Origin of the sequence: Hydrogenophaga pseudoflava NBRC 102511 (genome assembly GCF_001592285.1) — a bacterium.
Taxonomy (GTDB): Bacteria; Pseudomonadota; Gammaproteobacteria; order Burkholderiales; family Burkholderiaceae_C; genus Hydrogenophaga; species Hydrogenophaga pseudoflava.
Genome location: NZ_BCWQ01000032.1, coordinates 1 through 3,077 on the forward strand (window position 1 = coordinate 1; position 3,077 = coordinate 3,077).

Annotated in this window: 2 protein-coding genes; both read right to left on the reverse strand. The window is 67.1% G+C overall.

All coding sequences use genetic code 11. From position 1 onward, the window contains the following. Positions 1-212: 212 nt before the first annotated feature. Positions 213-2,234 (reverse strand): ParB/RepB/Spo0J family partition protein, encoded by a 2,022-nt coding sequence (locus HPS01S_RS21265; protein ID WP_066161136.1) that lies wholly within the window; start codon positions 2,232-2,234, stop codon positions 213-215. Positions 2,235-2,672: 438 nt separating this feature from the next. Beyond that, positions 2,673-3,065 carry an ATPase gene (locus HPS01S_RS21270; protein WP_066161138.1) on the reverse strand — a complete coding sequence of 131 codons (393 nt, stop codon included), beginning with the start codon at positions 3,063-3,065 and terminating at the stop codon, positions 2,673-2,675. Between the last annotated feature and the right edge of the window lie 12 nt (positions 3,066-3,077).

The following is a 3,077-nucleotide window of genomic DNA, read 5'->3' on the forward strand; positions in this document are numbered from 1 at the left end:
AAATGCCTGAGCGAAACAGGCAAGCGCAGCGCGCAGGCCGGGACGGCCGGAGGCGTCAGCGATCGGCGCCCGACAGGGTCGAGACGCCAGGACACGCGTGGCATGGTGGCTCGATGCGCAGCACCAGAGCGCGGTCCGGCTGTGCCGGAGACGCCAAAAAAATCCCGGCCGAAGCCGGGATGAAATGGACGGATTTCAAACCTGTCGCTGAATCAAGCGGCCTGATGACCCTCCGGCTCTTGCTCGTTCAGCGCTTCACTGGTCTGCACAGGCTCGGCCAGCATATGTGGCAACCAGCCCGAGCCAACGGCCAGCCGCTCGGCCTCGCTGGCGATCTGCGCCTTCTTGAGCTTCGCCAGCCGTTGCACCTCACCCGGCGCAAAGACCTGGACGACCTCCAGCGCTTTCGCTTTCGATACGTGGTCGAAATAGCCCGCCGCCGTGGGTGTCCACCAGTCGTGCATGTCCAGCCCCACCGCCTGCGCGAGCAGAGCGGCGGGTGCCTCGTCTTCGCGCTGGGCGATGGCCGATACCGTCAGACCCACGCACAGGGCCAGCAGCGACAGCAGTTCTTCCTGTTCCATCGCCAGCAGTTCAGCAAACAGGGCTTTCGGGTCTTCCGGCAATCGCGATGCCCATGCCTCGCGAACAGCTCGCAGGCCCTGCGCAGCCGGTGCCTCCGCAACGTCCGGCGCATGCTGCTCCAGACGGTCCTGCGGCGTGGCGCTGATGTTGACCGGCGACGCACCGAAGCCACCCAGGATCACCCGCTGCGCCAACTGGTGCACCAGAGCCACCAGCGCGATGCGCGGATGGCGGGCCACCTCGGCTTGCAGGGCGGCGGTGCGGTGCGCGCTCAAGCGGCGCACCAGTTTCTCCGACAGACCGCCCCGGGTGGCGGGTGCATCTGTTGGCCCTCCTTCGCCTCCTGCGTGTGCGTCCGGTATCGGCTGCGCCTGCGCCCGCAGTGCCTTGACCTGTTCAACGCGCAACAGCCCGCGATGCACCACCACAGCCCCCATGGGGTCCACCGACACCACCGCGCCGGCCATGGACACGACGCCGGGCTCGTACACCACCAGGGTCTGTTCGATGGCGTCCAGTTGCTCGCCCAGCCGGTCCAGTTCTTCGTGCAGAGCCTGCGCACCGTCGTCGCTCAGGTCGTCGTCCTCGTCGTCGAGCTTGTCTTGAAGCAGCGCCTGCTCCGCCTCCAGCTTCTCGATGCGCTTGGCTTCCGCCTTGGTGGGTTCCCGGCGCGAGCGCCGCGCCCGCTGGAAGGTGTGCAGTTCGGCCGACGACACACGCAGTGTGATGTCCACCCAACCCCAGCCTTCGGCCCGCACCGACTCGGCCGCATCGGTCAGCCGGTCGCGGGCCATCTTCTCCAGCAAAGCGGCATCGGTGAGGAACACCCCCTTCTGCTCGTCCGCGAACAGATCGCGCCGGATGCCACCGCCCGCTGCTTCGTAGGCCTCGACGCCGACGAAGCGGGCCAGCGCATCGCGGCAGGCATCCACCTCGTCGCGGGTCAGGTGGTCACGCAGGGATTCCGGGCTGCGTTGCCACTGTGGCACTTCGTAGAACGCGGCTTCCTGCGCCGCATGGTCGTCGGTGATCGCCAGGGCCATCAACTGCTCCAGCGACACCGCGCCTTGCTGGTAGTCGGCCAGCAAGCGGGGCGAGACGTTGGCTAGACGCAGCCGCCGCTTGACCACCAGCGGCGTGACGCCGAAGTCGGCGGCGATGTCTTCCAGCGACCGGCCTTCGGCCACCAGCGCCTTCCAGGCGAACAGTTCATCCACCGGGGTCATGGGCTCCCGCTGCACGTTCTCGCTCAGGCTCACGGTGCGGGCCGAGGTGTCGGGCACCAGCAGGCACGGCACCGGATGGTCTTTCGCGAGCTTGTGGCGCTTGACCAGCAACTTCAAGGCGGCCAGCCGCCGACGCCCGGCCACCACCTCGAACCATTGCCCATCGGGCGAGGTGATGACGGTCAGGTTCTGCAGCAAACCCACGCGGGCGATGGATGCGGCAAGTTCAGGAATGGCCGTGCCGCCGCTCTGGCGCACGTTTCGGCTGGAGGGCCGCAGCCGCGACAAGGGGATCAGGTGCAGCTCGTAGGGAGCCACTTCCGGCACGGTGACGGAGTCACCGGTCATTGCCGCAGAGCTGACGGCTGCCGCAGCAGCCACGGCGCTCAAGGCCAGGGTTTCGGATTGGGTAACGGTGTTCATGTGAAATCTCCTGTCCCACACGGGGACCTTGTTCAAACAATGGAAGACATCGAAAACGGGTCGGAAGTCAGTCGGTGTTGTGCATCGGCGCTCTCCTTGGGTGTTGGGCTCCGCAGGGGCCGCGAAGCCCTTCGCGGCCATGGGCAGCAGCTGGGGCCGGCGCGGGTGCGCCGTCAAGGGAGGAAGCGAAGGCGCTGGTGCGGCCCGCAGGCGCAGCCGAGGACACGGGCGCCGCAGCGGCCCTTGACGGGGGGAGCGCCCGCAAAGGCCAGGCAAGTCGGTGAAACCGGCGCGCAGGGGGTGCGAATTGCGCAGCACCGCCGGAGAGAACAAGGTGGGCCCGTTCGGTCGAAGGCCAACACCAACAGCGCGGCGCAGCAACAGAAAAGCGCCGCTCCCGCGATCCACGGGGCGGCGCATCGAAGCCCCAGCGCAACGTCAATCCGTCGCTGGCACCATCGCCTGCAGTTGTTCGATCACGCCGGGTTCGACGAAGACACAGGGTTGCTCGGCCGCGACCGGGACGTTGAACACCCGGGCGAAGGCATCCCGCTTCATATGCGCCAGCCGCCCGGTGCGGTAGGCCTGCTCAGGTTTCATCAAGCCTGAACTCGATGGAGTGACGCTTCGCTGCGGGTCGCATTCGACCAGGGCCACGAAGCCCTCCGAGAACAAACGCTGGTGCTCGGGACACAGTCCCCAGCCCGTCGTCGTGTGGTGCTTCATGCTCGCGCGCAGGCGACGATCCAGCAGGATGTTGCCCGTGTCAAAAGAGGTGCCGCACACCAGACAAAGCTGCTGCTCCAGCGAAACGTGTGACTTGTCGTCCATGGTGATCTCCGA